Genomic DNA, 15097 nt, shown 5'->3' with positions numbered 1-15097 from the left:
TCAGTCTGCCACCGGACATCGCCGACACGAATAGTTGACGGGGTGCAATGGGTCACATCACCGCGCGCGTATCAGGTAGGTGCCGAGACGAGGCGAACCGCTGGCTATCGCGGTTTCCTGGCACCATCGATGGCATGTCGAAGTTCGTTCGCCTCTCCGGTGCCCTCGCCGGAAGCGCAGCAGTGCTCGTGTTGGTTGTCGGTTGCACCAGTTCGGAAGGCACGCCCGAATCAGTGGAACCTGCTGGTTCTGCCGCGTCCGCGGTGCCGTCCGGCCTCGAGAAATTCTACGAGCAGACGCTCGACTGGGGTTCGTGCGACCAATTTGTCGAAGAAGGAACTGCGCCGCTGGGGCGTGGGATCGACTGCGCCGAGGTGAGCGTTCCCGTCGACTACGCGAATCCGAACGGCGACACCGCGAAGGTGGTGATCTCGCGTTCGAAGGCAACCGGCGACCGCATCGGCTCACTGTTGCTGAACCCCGGCGGGCCGGGTGGGTCCGGGCTGTCGATGGCGACCTCGGGTTCGGGCACCGAATTGCAGGAACGTTTCGACATGATCGGCTTCGATCCGCGGGGGATCGGGGCGTCGACCCCGCAGGTTCGGTGTTTGACGCCGGAGGAGACCGACGCGGAGCGTGCGGAGGTCAACGTCGACATGACGCCGGAGGGCATCGCTCTCGCCGAGGCGGACAGCAAGGACTACGCCGCCAAGTGCGCTGAGCGGACCGGTACGGAGTTCCTCGCTCATGTCGGTACCTACGAGGTGGTGCGAGATATGGACGTCATTCGGGGCGTTCTCGGCGATCCGAAGATGAACTACCTCGGGTTCTCGTACGGGACCCGGCTCGGATCCACGTACGCGGAAACCTTTCCGCAGAACGTCCGAGCGATGGTCCTCGACGGCGCGCTCGACCCCGAGCAGGATCCGGTCGACGAAGTGGTCTTGCAGGGGCAGGGCTTCCAAGGCGCGTTCGACGCCTTTGTCGCCGACTGTGTCTCGCGAACGGATTGCCCGCTGGGTGATGATCCGGCGCAGGCGCAGGCACGCTTTCAGGCACTCGTCGATCCGTTGATCGAGAAGCCGGCACAGACCACCGATCCGCGCGGGCTGAGTTATTCCGACGCGATCACGGGCGTGCAGCAAGCTCTGTACTCGCCACAGTTGTGGACGCCGCTGCGTGGGGGTCTGTCGAGTCTGGCCGACGGACGCGGCGACTCGCTGCTCAATCTCGCCGACATGTACGAAGGCCGTGAGGATGACGGCAGCTACTCCAACATCAACGACGCGTTCAACGCCATTCGCTGCGTGGACGATCCGGCAACCACCGACCGCGCCGAGGCCGGCGAATCCGACACTCGGTACCGCGAGGCGGCGCCGTTCCTCGACGACGGCCGCGGGACGGGTCAAGCGCCGCTCGACCTGTGCGCGTTCTGGCCCGTTCCGGCTACCGGCAGCCCTCACGCGCTCGACCCCCAGGCGCTCGCTGACGCCGGTCTGCCGCAGCTGGTCGTCGTGTCCACGACGCAGGATCCGGCGACCCCGTATCAGGCCGGAGTGGATCTCGCGAAGCAGTTGGGCGCTGCTCTGATCACGTTCGACGGAACCCAACACACGGTGGTTCTGGACGGAAACTCCTGCGTCGACGATGCCGTCGTCGACTACTTCGTTTACTTGAAGGCTCCGGAAGAGGGTCTGACATGTTAACCGGCGCGACGCCGTACGCTGCGCCTATTCGATGGTGACCAATCACTCTGTTAACCGGGACCACTGATGTAACACAGATTTAACGTGGCTTGCTTAGTCTCGCGTGCATGGATCGCCAAAAAGAATTCGTGCTTCGTACCCTGGAAGAGCGCGACATTCGGTTTGTCCGCTTGTGGTTCACCGATGTTCTCGGGTACCTCAAATCGGTGGCGATCGCCCCCGCCGAACTCGAAGGCGCTTTCGAGGAGGGAATCGGATTCGACGGTTCCGCCATCGAGGGATTCTCTCGAGTCTCCGAAGCCGACACCGTCGCTCGGCCCGACGCCTCGACATTCCAGATCCTGCCGTGGGCGCACAAGGACGGTGCGCAGCATTCCGCTCGCATGTTCTGCGACATCACGATGCCCGACGGTTCGCCGTCGTGGGCCGATCCGCGCCACGTACTGCGTCGCCAGCTGAGCAAGGCCAGCGACTTGGGCTTCAGCTGCTACGTCCACCCGGAGATCGAGTTCTTCCTTCTGGAGAACGGCCCGATCGACGGCACTCCGCCGATCCCGGCCGACTCGGGCGGATACTTCGACCAGGCCGTGCACGATTCGGCTCCGAATTTCCGCCGCCACGCCATCGACGCACTCGAGTCGATGGGCATCTCGGTCGAGTTCAGCCACCACGAGGCCGCGCCGGGTCAGCAGGAGATCGATCTGCGCTACGCCGACGCACTCTCGATGGCCGACAACGTGATGACGTTCCGGTACGTCGTCAAGGAGGTCGCGATCGGTGAAGGCGTCCGGGCAAGCTTCATGCCCAAGCCGTTCAGCGATCAGGCCGGCTCCGCGATGCACACCCACATGAGCCTGTTCGAGGGCGACACCAACGCCTTCCACAATCCGGACGATCCGATGCAGCTCTCCGAGACCGGCAAGGCGTTCATCGCCGGCATCCTCGAGCACGCTAACGAGATCAGTGCGGTCACGAACCAGTGGGTCAACTCGTACAAGCGACTCGTCCACGGGGGAGAGGCACCCACTGCCGCGTCGTGGGGCCCGTCCAACCGATCGGCTCTCATTCGCGTCCCGATGTACACGCCCAACAAGGCGTCCTCGCGCCGCGTCGAGATCCGTAGCCCAGACTCGGCTTGCAACCCGTACCTGACTTTCGCGGTCCTGCTTGCTGCCGGTCTTCGCGGCATCGAGAAGGGCTACACCTTGCCGCCCGAGGCAGAAGACGACGTGTGGTCGTTGACCTCCGCCGAGCGCCGCGCCATGGGTTACAAGGAACTGCCGAGCAACTTGGACAGCGCTCTGCGCGAGATGGAGAAGTCGGAGCTCGTGGCCGAAGCACTCGGCGAGCACGTCTTCGATTTCTTCCTGCGCAACAAGCGTCGTGAGTGGGAGGAATACCGCAGCCACGTGACGCCGTTCGAGCTCAAGACCTACCTCGGTCTGTGACGGTGAAACCGCCCGCTGCGAGATCAGCAGTTCCAGGACCGGGTCGACTCGGGCTGGTCGAGCCCACCGCTGCCGACGAGTTGCGTCAGCTCGGTTGGGTCGACGCCGAGAGCATCGAACTCTTGTGGTCGCTGTCGCGTGCCGCGAACGCCGACCTCGCTCTGCGCACCCTTGTGCGGATCAAGGACGGGCTCGGCGACGGGTGGCGCGAACTCGATCAGGCCCTGCGCAAGGACAAGAGCCTGCGCGGCCGTTTGTTCGCACTCGTGGGTGCGTCGTCGGCCTTCGGCGACCACCTGGCCGCGGATCCGATCGGCTGGAAACTGCTCGACGGCACCGCTCTGCCGACCAAGGACGAGGCGACTGCAGCGTTGCTCGAGGTCGTGGGTGCAACTGTCGACGAGGGTGCCACCGAAGGTTCATTGACCTACCGCGCCACGGTAACCGGGCCGGAAGCTGTTGTTGCTCTGCGTAAGAGCTACAAGGACCAGCTGATGCTGCTGGCTGCGGCTGATCTTGCGGCGACCGTCGAGAACGAGCCGGTGGTGCCGTATCAGACTGTGGGGCACCAGCTTTCCGATCTGGCCGACGCCGCGCTGACCGCTGCACTTGCGGTGGCCATCGCAACGGTGTGTCCCGAGGGCAGCTGTCCGATCCGGCTCGCCGTGATCGCCATGGGCAAATGTGGTGCGCGCGAGCTGAACTACGTCTCCGACGTCGACGTCGTGTTCGTCGCCGAACCGGCCGATGCGACGGCCAGTCGCGTTGCCGGTGAGATGATGCGTATCGGTACCTCCGCATTCTTCGAGGTCGATGCTGCGCTGCGGCCCGAAGGCAAGCGCGGAGAATTGGTTCGCTCCCTCGAATCCCACATCACGTACTACAAGCGCTGGGCCAAGACCTGGGAGTTCCAGGCACTGCTCAAGGCTCGTCCGATGACCGGCGACATGGAGCTCGGTCGCCAGTACTCCGAGGCGATGAGCCCGATGGTGTGGATCGCCTCCGAGCGCGAGGACTTCGTCCCCGAAGTCCAGGCCATGCGTCGACGCGTCGAGGAAATGGTTCCCCCCGAACTGCGTGAGCGTGAACTCAAACTCGGCCGCGGAAGTTTGCGCGACGTCGAATTCGCCGTCCAACTCCTGCAATTGGTGCACGGGCGCGCCGACAGTTCGTTGCATGTCCAGAGCACCGTCGATGCACTGACTGCATTGGCGGCGGGTGGATACGTCGGCCGCGACGACGCCGCCAACCTGACTGCGTCGTACGAATTCCTGCGTCTGCTCGAGCACCGTCTGCAGTTACAGAAGCTCAAGCGCACACACACCCTGCCGCCGCCGGACGACGAGGAAGCGCTGCGTTGGCTGGCCCGCGCCGCGCACATGCGACCCGACGGTCGTCTGGATTCCCTGGGAGTCCTGCGCGCCGAGATCAAGCGGAATTCGCATCGGATTCGCCGCCTGCACGCCAAGTTGTTCTACCGCCCGCTTCTCGAATCGGTGGCGCGGATGGACAAGGAAGCACTGGTCCTGGGGCCAGAAGCCGCGGTTCGCCAGTTGGCCGCTCTCGGTTACACGGCACCCGAGCATGCTCTCGGGCATCTGACTGCACTGACGAGTGGCGCTTCACGCAAGGGTCGCATTCAAGCGCTCCTGTTGCCGACTCTGCTCGAATCACTCGCGGACACACCGGATCCCGATGCCGGGCTGCTCGCTTACCGCAGGCTCTCGGACGCGCTCGTCGACCAGACGTGGTTCCTGCGCCTGCTCCGTGACGAGGCTGCGGTGGCCGAGCGTCTGATGACCGTGCTGGGCTCGTCGGCGTACCTACCCGACCTGCTCATCAAGGCTCCCGACGTGATCCGTTTGTTCGCGGATTCACCGAGCGGGCCGCGCCTGGTCGAGCCGAAGCCCGAGGATGTGGCTCGCGGAATCCTCACCGCCTCCGGCCGACACAGTGATCCCAATCGTGCTGTTGCTGCGGCCCGCTCGCTGCGGCGACACGAGCTTGCGCGCATCGCTTCGGCCGACATCCTCGGCATGCTCGATGTTCCTGCAGTCTGCAAGGCGCTGTCCTCGGTGTGGGCCGCGGTGCTCAATGCATCGCTCTCCGCGGTGATCAAGGCCAGCGTCACCGAACTCGGGACCGAGGCTCCCGCCAGTTTCTCCGTCATCGGCATGGGCCGATTGGGCGGCGGGGAACTCGGCTACGGATCCGATGCGGACGTTCTGTTCGTGTGCGAACCCCGCGAGGGCGTCGACGAGACCGTTGCGGTCAAGTGGGCCAACAGCATTGCCGACAAGGTCCGCAAGCTCCTCGGGGCACCGAGTACCGATCCGCCGCTCGAAGTCGACACCGGATTGCGTCCGGAAGGCCGTAACGGTCCGATGGTGCGCACTCTCGAGTCCTACGACGCGTACTACGCGAAGTGGGCTCAGGCGTGGGAGATTCAAGCGCTGCTTCGTGCGCACCCGGTTGCCGGTGATCCTGAACTGGGACTGCGGTTCCTGCACATGATCGACAAGACCCGCTACCCCGAGGGCGGCGTCAGTGATGCGGCGGTGCGCGAGATCCGGCGCATCAAGGCGCGAGTCGATTCCGAAAGGCTCCCGCGCGGAGCCGATCCGGCGACGCACACGAAACTGGGTCGCGGCGGTCTGGCCGACATCGAGTGGACTGTGCAACTGCTGCAGCTGCGCCATGCCGACAAGATCGAGTCGCTGCACAACACGTCGACCCTCGAGACTCTCGACGCCATCGGCGCCGCGGAACTGCTCAGCGAAGGTGACGTCGAACTGCTGCGTGACGCCTGGATCACCGCGACGAAGGCACGCAACTGCCTCGTTCTGGTGCGGGGGAAGCCGACCGATCAGCTTCCCGGCCCGGGCCGTGTTCTCGCGGCGGTGGCGCAGGTCGCTGGATACGGCGACGACGCAGGGGAGTTCCTCGACAATTACCTGCGCATCACGCGTCGGGCAAAAGCAGTGGTGGAGAGGGTCTTCGGCGGGGAGTAGCGTTTTTGCTCAGTCTTGGCGAACCGGCGCATTCGCGGCGAACTTGCGGACTTCGGCGTCCTGCCACACGTGGGCGGGAACTCCTCCGCCGAGTAGCTCGCGCGCGAGCGCGGGTTGCCCGCCGATCGGTACGTCGCTGCCCGCGATGATCATGTTGCCGTAGCGACGGCCCTTGAGCATCGCGGGATCGGCGATGATCGCCATGTGTTCGAACTGCGCACCGATGGTTGCGGCCTCGCTGCGCGCGCCCTGAAGATCCGGGGTGTCGCCGCAGTTGACGATGTAGATGCCGCCCGGTGCGAGCACGCGTCGTACGTGGGTGGTGAATTGCGCCGTCGTCAGTGGTGTCGGAGTTGTGCTGCCGGCGAAGACATCTCGAATCACGATGTCCCGGGTGGACTCGGTGAGAGTTTCGGTGACGGCGCGGGCTTCTCCGACGCGGATGCGCAGAAGAGGCGCGCGCGGGAGGTCGAACCAATCGCGTACGAGTTCCGCCAGAGCACCGTCGATTTCGACCACCACTTGACGCGCGTCAGGGTAGGTGGCGGCGAAGTATCTGGCCATGGAGCAGGCGCCACCGCCGAGATGAAGCACCCGCAGGCGCTCGGCCTTGTCACGTTCGGAATCGACCAGATGCGCGATCCACCGCATGTACTCGAAATCGAGCACCGTGGGATCCGCGACGTTCACGTGGGAACTGGGCACTCCGTTGATCTGGATGATCCAGCTGTCGTCGGAGTACTGATCGCGGACTAGTTCGCACGTCCCGGTATCGATCGGAAAAGTGCCGGCGACGGGACCGGACTCGCCTCGCTCGGGAGTACTGCTGCGAGTTCTGGTCTTGCGAGTTCCCTTGGCCACTGTGTCCATGTTAGCCGTGCGCCTTTCTGGTAGAGGCGGCTACCAAAAAGGCACACGGACCGACGGTATTCTCGGGCTACTTCAGGCACACTCGTACATGGAGTGTGATCGGCGACACAAATGCCGGCGCGTTCTTTCGTCGTCCGTGCATCACGAAGAATTTCGAGGAGTGCAGGTGAAGGTCAAGGCAGCGGTAGTCAAGGCGCCAGGTCAGGCGTGGGAGATCGAAGAGGTCGAGCTGGGGGACCCGGTCTCGGGTGAGGTGCAGGTCCGACTCGCCGCATCGGGGCTGTGCCATTCGGACGAACATTTGCGTACGGGCGCCAGCCCGCTGCCCTTCTACCCGGCCCTGGGCGGGCACGAAGGCGCCGGAGTGGTGACGAAGGTCGGACCGGGTGTCGCGAGCGTCGAAGAAGGCGACCACGTGGTTCTCGCCTTCATCCCGGCGTGCGGACGTTGTCCGTCCTGTGCGAAGGGTCTGCAGAACATCTGCGACGAAGGAGCCGGCCTGTTGACCGGGCAGGCGATCTCCGACAAGACGTACCGCGTCACCCTCGACGACGAGCCGGTCATCCAGATGTGCCTGCTCGGAACATTTTCGCCGTACGTGACCGTCAACGAGGCGTCGGTGATCAAGATCGAGAAGGACATCCCGCTCGACAAGGCGGCCTTGCTCGGCTGCGGTGTTGCCACCGGTTGGGGATCGGCCACCGCAATCGGTGGAGCCAAGGTCGGCGACACGGTGGTGGTCGTCGGCGTCGGCGGCGTCGGAATCAACTCGGTGCAGGGTGCGGCGTCCGCCGGAGCACGATTTGTGATCGCGATCGATCCCGTCGAGTTCAAGCGCGACAAGGCAAAGGAATTCGGCGCCACACACACTTTTGCCTCCCTCGAGGAAGCGCTACCGGTGATCGGCGAGATCACCTGGGGCAAGATGGCCGACGTCACCGTGATCACCGTGGGCGAGATTCACGGCGACATCATTCAGCCCGCGCTCAGCGCGACGGGCAAGGGTGGCCAGGTCGTGGTCGTCGGAATGGGGCATTACGCAGATTCGCAGGTGACGCTCAGCCTCTTCGAGCTGACCCTTCTGCAGAAGCGTTTGCAGGGAGCCATCTTCGGCGGGGTAGGGCCACGGTCCCAGATTCCCAAGTTGCTCGATCACTACCGAAGCGGCGCACTCAAACTCGACGAGTTGGTGACCAAGACTTACAAGCTCGAGGAGATCAACGAGGGGTACGCCGACATGCTCGAAGGAAAGAATCTGCGCGGGATGATCGTCTACACGGAGGACGATTACTGATCGTTTCCCTTTGACTGAAGGCTCCGGCCCGGCACCACGCTTCGTGGTGTCGGGCCGGAGTCTTCTGCCCCCACGCACATTTCTGTCGATCGATGAGTCGACTGCCCCCGTAGTGGGCACTCGCAGAGTGAGGAAACCGGGCACCGTGTCCGGATCTCAGTCCACGACTCGACAGAGAAGAGCAGAGCATGCCCTACATCACCACCTCCGACGGAACCGAGATCTACTACACCGAGCACGGCGTCGGCCGGCCGATCGTCCTCAGCCACGGGTGGCCGCTGAGTTCTGACGCGTGGCAGGTCGAGATGAAGTTGTTCGCCGACGCCGGATACCGGACCATCGCGCACGATCGTCGAGGACACGGTCGCTCGTCGAAGACGTACACCGGCAACGACATGGATACATATGCCAAGGACCTGGCTGAGCTGATCGACACACTCGACCTGAAAGACCTGGTCCTGGTTGGCCATTCGACCGGCGGCGGGGAAGTGGTCCGGTACGCGGCGCAGCACGGCAAAGGGCGCGTGGCGAAGGTGATCACCGCCGGCGCCGTACCGCCGATCATGGTCAAGTCGGACGGCAACCCCGAAGGCACACCGATCGAGGTCTTCGACGGCATCCGTGAGGGAGTTCTGCGAGACCGATCGCAGTTCTACAAGGATCTCAGCGAGAGCTTTTACGGCGCGAACCGCGAAGGTGCCGACGTCTCGCAAGGGGCGAAGGACGACTTCTGGCGGCAAGGTATGTTGGTCAACCTCGCCGCGGCCTACGACTGCGTCAAGGCATTCTCGGAGACGGACCAGACCTCCGATCTCGAAGCCATCGACGTTCCGTTCCTCATCGCTCAGGGCGACGACGATCAGATCGTGCCGATCGGCGCAGCGGCCGAGAAGGCGATCAAGCTGGTGAAGAAGGGCACGCTGAAGGTGTATCCGGGCGCACCTCACGGTATCTACGGCTCATATCAGAAGACACTGGACCAGGACATTCTCGCGTTCATCGAGGACTGACGTCAGCGAGGCGGAAGGGAGCGGAGTCGAAAGGACCAGAGTGGGAAGGATAAAATTGCCATGTCTACACACGTTGCCTCACTACGCAATGGCCCCAGTGTCTTCGAGAACGAACTCGGGTCGATCTCGCAGCTCGACACGAGTTCGTTGCCGATCCTGTCCGGTCTGTCGATCAAACGAATTGTTCTCGGTCCCGGCGCGATCCGTGAACCACAATGGAACGTCAACGCGAACCAGATCGCCTACGTCACCAGCGGAACCGTGCTCGTCTCGATGTTGGGCAATGCTGACGAGTTCGCCAGTTTCGTGGTGCGAGCGGGGCAGATGTATCACGTCGAATCCGGCGCGATTTATCACATCGAGAATGTCGGAGAGGAGGAGGCGGAGATCATCGCCGCCCTGCGTACTTCTCTGCCGCAGCACTTTTCGTTGCAGAGTAGCGTCAGCGCAATGTCGAACGCGGTGCTCGGCAATACGTACGATCTCGCCGCATCGGCCTTCGACGTCTTCGGTAGAGCCGATGCGTCCCAGATAGTTCGGCGGGACGGCGCCGCCGTCGTTCCCGATACCGCCGGCCTTCCCAACGCGCATCTCTTCGATCTCGAAGGCCAGATCGCGCCTCTCGCATATCCGTACGGACAGGCGAAAGTGGCGCGAAAGCAGTATTGGGCGGCGCTGGAGGATCTTTCGATGTACTCGTTGACTATTCGCGAGAGTGGAATGCGTGAGCCACACTGGCATCCCGTCACTGCCGAAATGGGATACGTGCATCGTGGTCACGGGCGGATGACGGTCCTCGATCCGGACGGTTCGCTCGACACCTACCTACTGGAGCCCGGTCAGGTGTATTTCGTTCCGCGTGCCTATCCCCATCATATCGAGGTTCTAGGTGACGAGGACATCAATTTCCTCATCTTCTTCGACCAGCCGACACCGGGCGACATAGGCTACCGTGCAACGGCTTCCGCGTTCTCACGCGGCGTTCTCTCGGCCTCGTTCGGTGTTCCGGAACGGGATCTGCCGCACTTTCCTTTCACCCCGATCGATCCGCTCATCGTCTCGCGGATCAATCCGATCGACCGCCAGCACTGACCGGCAAGGACGCCCATCATGACCACCACGCTCACCGTGACCGATCACGGGACGACGCTCGACTTCACGTACGAGGACGCCCTCCGCTATCACGGTCCGCAGGCCCCGGGCGGCGTGGCCCATGCCTACAAGGTTCTCGAGCGCGCTCTCGGTGTGCTCGGCGGGGAAGGCTCCGTCGAGCGTCGCGAGCTGGTCGTCACCACCGCACACGGCGGACCAGGAGTGCGCGATTCGTTCGAGTTGGTCACGCGCGCGGTGACCGAAGGGCGGTACACCGTTGACAGTTCCTTGGCCAGGCGTGAACGTGGAAACAAGCTCGCGCTGTACGTATTTCGGATCACCTATCGCGGCGCGAGCGTCACGCTGACTGTTCGGGAGGGGTTCGTCGTCGACGAGTTCATCACTCTGTCCCGTAAGTCCGACCGGACGGCCGAAGACGAGTCACGGCTGACAGAGCTCAAGCAGGAGATGGCGGATCGAGTGATGTCGAGCCCGGCCGAGAGCGTGTACGACGTCGAGACCGGCACGCTCCCCGTCTGAGCGACGGCGGCGCAGGCGTCGGCGTGCAGAAATCTGGGCTGTCTGAAGTCAGCGGCTGGCGAACATCCTTATTCGTTGGTCGCGGCTGCGCTCGAGATGGTTGCGCATGTGACCACGTGCGGACGATTCGTCCCGGGCGCGGATGGCGTTCAGGATCTCTTGATGCTCCGAATTGAGCAGGTCAGGTTCGCCGTAGTTCGACGGCGGGCCGCTGTCGTAGATTCGCAGTTGGGTGGTGAGGCGGATCAGCAATGAGGTGATCGTGGAATTGTGGGCGGCCTGCCAGAGGGCCTCGTGAAACTTGAAGTTTCCGGCACGAACCTCGGTGCCTTCTGTTGCAGTGCAGCAGAACTCGTGCAATCCGTCCAGGCGGGCAAGGTCGAGATCGCTGTGGCGGAGTGCGGCGGCGCCGGCGGCTTCCGATTCGAGGGCAACCCGCGCTGCGTAGATTTCGATGACGTCCTCGGGAGTGCCGGAGCGGACACGAAAACCGCGGGCGGCTCGTTCGAGTAGACCGTCGTGCGCGAGCCAGTTGAGTGCCTCGCGGATCGGGGTACGCGATGCGCCGTACGATTCGCACAATTGAGTCTCGTGCAGCGGAGAGCCCTGGGGGAACTTGCCGGCCAGGATGTCGGCTCGCAGGCGCAGGTACTGCCGCGAGGTCTGATCGGACCGGCCCAGCGCAGCCTCCGGCACCAGCAGATCGGTGGTGCTCGTATCGGCGTCGAGATCCATGTGTCCTCATTCCTGTGCATGCAAGTAGAGCGCGTTCGATTATGCCATCGGCGACGAGTGAGTACTTGCGTATACGCTAGTACTCATTTAGGTTCGTGCTTGTTCGTTTCCGAGGGAGAGGGTCTGAAGTGGCTGGAGAGACCGCGTCGCCGCTGGTGAGTGCTGCTGAACTCGACGCGATGCTGCGCGAGGGAGGCGTCGCTGTGCTCGACGCGACGGTTCATTTTCCTCCCGCGCGATTTGACGGCGACTATCGCCCGGAGTCCGGGTACGACGGCTGGGTTTCCTCGCACATCCCGGGTTCCCGACACGTCGACCTCATGGACGTCTTCTCCGAAAGGGAAGCGGCGCTGCATTTCACACGCCCGTCAACGGAGCAGTTGATGTCCGATCTCCAATCCAGTGGTATCGAACCGGGTGCGACAATCGTGATCTACGACCAGGGTTCGACCACTTGGGCATCACGGCTCTGGTGGGTGTTTCGCAACGCCGGCATCGAAGCAAGGGTCCTCGACGGTGGCCTCGCCGAATGGACTCGATGCGGCTTCGCCCTCGCGAGCGGCGACGACGTCACCCACACGTCGGCGTCGAAGCGTTGGAGTGTGACGGACCTTGGCCTGTGGGTCGATCTACCTCGCGTTGCCTCACTGTCCTCAGGAGAAGGAGCCGGAACGCTGGTGTGCGCGCTGGCGCCTGAGCAGTACGAGGGAACGGAGAAGACGCGATATTCGCGACGCGGACATATTCCGTCAAGTGTGAATCTGTCTGCGAAGGGTCTTCTCGACGCCGATGCCCGGATGCTTCCGGCGGACGATGTTCGGTCGAAATCTGCTGACGTTCTACCAGCCGTCGCTGAACCTGTCGTGATCTATTGCGGCGGTGGAGTTTCGGCGTGCCTGACAGCACTCGCACTGATCCGCGGCGGCTATGAGGACGTCAAGGTCTATGACGGCTCGTTGGAGGAATGGACTGCAGATCCGACTTTGCCGATGGTTGTCGGCGGTGAGCCCGGCGGCGCGCTTGCGGATGTTCGATGTCCGCGGTCCTGAATCGCCGCAGTCCTCAATTACCTCCCGTCCTGAAGGAATTCTCATGTCTGACACTGTCTCTGTCGAAACCGTCGCGTCGGCGATCGACGCACTCCGCGATCAGGTACCGCTCGTCCAGTCGCTGACCAACATCGTTTCTGCGAACTTCTTGACCAATGTTCTGCTCGCCGCCGGCGCAAGCAACGCTCACATCGACAACGTCCACGAAGCGGGTGGGTTCGCTGCCATCGCCGGGGGAGTGCTCGTCAACCTCGGAACGCCGGACGACGGGACAGCCGAAGCCTTCCTGATAGCAGCAGAAGCGGCCCGAACTGCCAGTACGCCATGGGTTTTGGATCCCGTCGGTGTCGGCGGACTACCCTGGCGGAGCGGTATCGCTGTGGATCTGCTGCGCTTTCACCCCAGCGCAATCCGGGGGAATGCGTCGGAGATCATCGCGCTTGCGGGACTCGGCGGTGACACCCGCGGCGTCGACAGTGCCTCCGACTCCGCCGACGCAGTGCCCGCCGCTCTGTCACTCTTGAAGCATGCGGATGCCGTGTCGGCATCCGGACCGGTCGACTACATCGTCGGCCGCGATGCGGGCGGTGACACCCGGGGCATCCGAGTCTCCGGTGGCAGCGCACTGTTGCCGCGCGTGACCAGTACCGGTTGCTCTCTGGGCGGTCTTGTCGCCGCCTACCTCGCCGTCACGTCGACCGCGCTGGACGGATTGGTTGCCGCGCACACGCATGTTGCCGTGGCATCGGAGATCGCCGAGGAAAATGCCTCGGGCCCCGGTTCTTTCGCGGTCGCATACCTCGACGCGCTCTACAGCGTGAATGCGGACACCATCCGCTCACGTGCCCGAATCGAATCGTTCGACCTGCCGGCTGGAGTGCAGAACTGATGGGCATCAAGACATTCTGGTATCTCACCCAGGCAGACGGGGACTACCCGTGGAGCCCCGGTGGGCTGTTCCCCGTGGACGGGGCCAGGCAGATCGAGCTCGCGAAGACCATCGACGACGGCGGATTCGAAGGTGCGCTTGTTGCCACCTGGCCGAACGATCCGTTCATCTCGGCGACGTGGGCGGCAGCGCACACCACGCGCATGAAGTTCCTCGTCGCCGTCTACGCGAACATGACGCCGGCGCGACTGCTGGCGGAGAAGGCATTGACTTTCGACGCCTTCAGCGGCGGCCGACTGTTGATCAACTCGGTCAACGGACGCGAGAACATCCTGACCAAGTACGACATGAACGTGCCCCACGACGAGCGTTACGAGTTGGGGGAGCAGTACTGGGCGGACTTCCGCCGCATCTACGCCGAAGGCACGGAGTCGAACTTTCCCAACACACCACTGCGTATCGATGCGCCCGCTGGGCATCAGGTTCCGCTGTGGGGTACCGGTGATTCGCCTGCAGGCCTGGCGAATTCAGGCAAGGTGCTCGACACCTACTTGGCGATGCTGCGCGAGACTGCGTTCATCGAAGACAAATTCTCTGCCGCACGGGCGGCGGCGGAGGCAGCCGGGCGCGAGTTCACCGACTTCGGTGCGCTCACCGGTGTGATCGTTCGCCCCACCAAGGCGCAGGCGCACGACCGGTTCCGTTCGTTGTTCGAGAAGACGGGCGTCGAGCAGATCGCTCATGTCTTGGACAACGCAGTGCGTCGTCGTACTCAGGGGAAGCAAGACCTCAAGACCTTCACCGCCCGCGACGCTCAGCGACAGGGTTGGGCGGACAAGATTGCCTCCGGCCGACTTCCGGAACCGGAGGAGTTGTACGTCGGTGACGGGCTGTACGCGGGTATCACGGCGTGGTCACCCCTCGACATCTTCGGCACCGGGTCATCGGCCGTGTACTACGTCGGCGATCCGGATTCGATCACGGACTCGGTACGCACGCTTCGCAGCCGAACCGGTTTGACTGCACTGATCCTGGCAGGTTGGCCTCTGATCGAGGAAGCGAAGTGGGTTGCGGAGCATCTTGTTCCGCGATTCGACGAACTCAGCTGACGGCGCGCCGCAAGACAGTGGCACCGAGACCTAGAACGTCGCGGAGAAATGCTGTGGCAGTGTCGATTTCAGACGCAGTACATTCGAGAAGGATCTTGACTTCCACGTCCTTCTTGACGATGTCGGCAACAACGGCCACGGCGACAACACCGTTGCCGACGGCCGAGCCTCGGAACAGATCGATCCCGTCGCCGTCCGCGCTGACCGTGCCGTCGAGATAGCCGTAGTCGAGCGGATAGATCGCATCGGGGTACCGCGGGTGTGCCGACCCTCGGGGGCGATCGATCACGACAGCTGACGTGGCAGCCAGGTGATCGAGGGCGGCGAACAGATCTTCGCTCATC

13 protein-coding genes are annotated in these 15097 nt (G+C 63.5%); 10 read left to right on the top strand and 3 right to left on the bottom strand.

The annotated features are described in order from the left end of the window. The first annotated feature begins 134 nt into the window (after positions 1-134). The 3 genes from ABH939_RS14470 (at position 135) to ABH939_RS14460 (ending at position 6165) form a co-directional block, all read left to right on the top strand. A complete protein-coding gene (locus ABH939_RS14470) occupies positions 135-1706 on the top strand; it encodes an alpha/beta hydrolase (protein WP_007735453.1) in 1572 nt (523 codons plus the stop codon). Between the two features lie 107 nt (positions 1707-1813). Continuing rightward, entirely contained in the window at positions 1814-3154 is a 1341-nt protein-coding gene (locus ABH939_RS14465) for a glutamine synthetase family protein (protein WP_003941637.1), read from the top strand. Then, on the top strand, positions 3151-6165 hold the full coding sequence (locus tag ABH939_RS14460; RefSeq protein WP_042921890.1) for a bifunctional [glutamine synthetase] adenylyltransferase/[glutamine synthetase]-adenylyl-L-tyrosine phosphorylase: 3015 nt from the start codon (positions 3151-3153) through the stop codon (positions 6163-6165). The genes ABH939_RS14465 and ABH939_RS14460 overlap by 4 nt, the downstream gene beginning before the upstream one ends. 9 nt (positions 6166-6174) lie before the next feature. On the opposite strand, the gene ABH939_RS14455 is transcribed toward ABH939_RS14460, so the two are convergent. Further along, positions 6175-7035 carry a spermidine synthase gene (locus ABH939_RS14455; RefSeq protein ID WP_007735449.1) on the bottom strand — a complete coding sequence of 287 codons (861 nt, stop codon included), beginning with the start codon at positions 7033-7035 and terminating at the stop codon, positions 6175-6177. A gap of 166 nt (positions 7036-7201) precedes the next feature. Here ABH939_RS14455 and ABH939_RS14450 point away from each other — a divergent pair, with 166 nt between their 5' ends. From ABH939_RS14450 to ABH939_RS14435, 4 genes are all read left to right on the top strand, one after another. Continuing rightward, positions 7202-8329 (top strand): NDMA-dependent alcohol dehydrogenase, encoded by a 1128-nt coding sequence (locus ABH939_RS14450; RefSeq protein ID WP_003941634.1) that lies wholly within the window; start codon positions 7202-7204, stop codon positions 8327-8329. A 188-nt stretch (positions 8330-8517) separates the two neighbouring features. Then, complete coding sequence (locus ABH939_RS14445; RefSeq protein ID WP_003941629.1) at positions 8518-9339, top strand: alpha/beta fold hydrolase; 822 nt, start codon at positions 8518-8520, stop codon at positions 9337-9339. Positions 9340-9399: 60 nt separating this feature from the next. Beyond that, positions 9400-10431 (top strand): cupin domain-containing protein, encoded by a 1032-nt coding sequence (locus ABH939_RS14440; protein ID WP_075833459.1) that lies wholly within the window; start codon positions 9400-9402, stop codon positions 10429-10431. Between the two features lie 18 nt (positions 10432-10449). Further along, the gene (locus tag ABH939_RS14435; protein WP_042921885.1) at positions 10450-10971 is read left to right on the top strand and encodes a hypothetical protein; all 522 of its coding nucleotides are present in this window, start codon (positions 10450-10452) and stop codon (positions 10969-10971) included. A 48-nt stretch (positions 10972-11019) separates the two neighbouring features. On the opposite strand, the gene ABH939_RS14430 is transcribed toward ABH939_RS14435, so the two are convergent. Next, complete coding sequence (locus ABH939_RS14430) at positions 11020-11706, bottom strand: GntR family transcriptional regulator (protein WP_003941581.1); 687 nt, start codon at positions 11704-11706, stop codon at positions 11020-11022. 128 nt (positions 11707-11834) lie between these two features. Here ABH939_RS14430 and ABH939_RS14425 point away from each other — a divergent pair, with 128 nt between their 5' ends. The 3 genes from ABH939_RS14425 to ABH939_RS14415 are packed head-to-tail and all read left to right on the top strand — an operon-like array spanning position 11835 to position 14753. Further along, positions 11835-12755, top strand: coding sequence for a sulfurtransferase (locus ABH939_RS14425; protein WP_338925164.1), 921 nt, complete (start codon positions 11835-11837; stop codon positions 12753-12755). A gap of 43 nt (positions 12756-12798) precedes the next feature. After that, positions 12799-13644, top strand: coding sequence for a hydroxyethylthiazole kinase (gene thiM / locus ABH939_RS14420; RefSeq protein ID WP_042921939.1), 846 nt, complete (start codon positions 12799-12801; stop codon positions 13642-13644). Then, positions 13644-14753 (top strand): LLM class flavin-dependent oxidoreductase, encoded by a 1110-nt coding sequence (locus ABH939_RS14415; RefSeq protein WP_042921881.1) that lies wholly within the window; start codon positions 13644-13646, stop codon positions 14751-14753. Before thiM ends, ABH939_RS14415 begins: the two co-directional genes overlap by 1 nt. Here ABH939_RS14415 and ABH939_RS14410 read toward each other — a convergent pair. Then, a complete protein-coding gene (locus ABH939_RS14410; protein WP_042921879.1) occupies positions 14746-15096 on the bottom strand; it encodes an inorganic pyrophosphatase in 351 nt (116 codons plus the stop codon). The two genes, ABH939_RS14415 and ABH939_RS14410, sit on opposite strands and share 8 nt — an antisense overlap. Between the last annotated feature and the right edge of the window lies 1 nt (position 15097).

The sequence above is a fragment of the Rhodococcus sp. 27YEA6 genome, assembly GCF_044908235.1.
Taxonomy (GTDB): Bacteria; Actinomycetota; Actinomycetes; order Mycobacteriales; family Mycobacteriaceae; genus Rhodococcus_F; species Rhodococcus_F qingshengii.
Note: the sequence above shows the minus strand (reverse complement) of the source record. Positions and strands in the feature narration are given on the sequence as shown.